Origin of the sequence: Bacillus hominis, assembly GCF_018332515.1 — a bacterium.
In the GTDB taxonomy this organism is placed as follows: Bacteria; Bacillota; Bacilli; order Bacillales; family Bacillaceae_G; genus Bacillus_A; species Bacillus_A hominis.
In genome coordinates this window covers 1-322 of the sequence record NZ_BOQD01000630.1, presented here as the reverse complement: position 1 = coordinate 322, position 322 = coordinate 1, and the positions used below count along the sequence as shown (strand labels likewise).

1 protein-coding gene is annotated in these 322 nt (G+C 35.1%); it reads right to left on the bottom strand.

Translation table 11 applies throughout. From position 1 onward, the window contains the following. A partial coding sequence (locus KI356_RS27700; protein WP_369009439.1) for an NfeD family protein occupies positions 1-167 on the bottom strand: 167 nt, incomplete at its 3' end. Positions 168-322: the final 155 nt, after the last annotated feature.

Genomic DNA, 322 nt, shown 5'->3' with positions numbered 1-322 from the left:
ATTGCCCCAACAACAACTTGTAAAAATAGTGCGTCAGGAGCAAACAAAGCAATAAGACCTCCGACAACAGCTCCAATTCCAAGCCAAAGCATGTAAAAAGTAATCGACAACATTTCTGCAATAAATAAAATACCCGCTATTATAAACCAAATTACCCATCCAGCCATATGCAACCCTCACTTTCTTTCTCATTTTCTATATGTATATGAAGAAAAGAATGGTTTATCCGCCCTTTCTCATAGAGGGGCGTTTTGCTACAAGCTATTATACATATTCGCTGTTACAACAAGTATTAATAAAATACTATATCAATATATTCTTC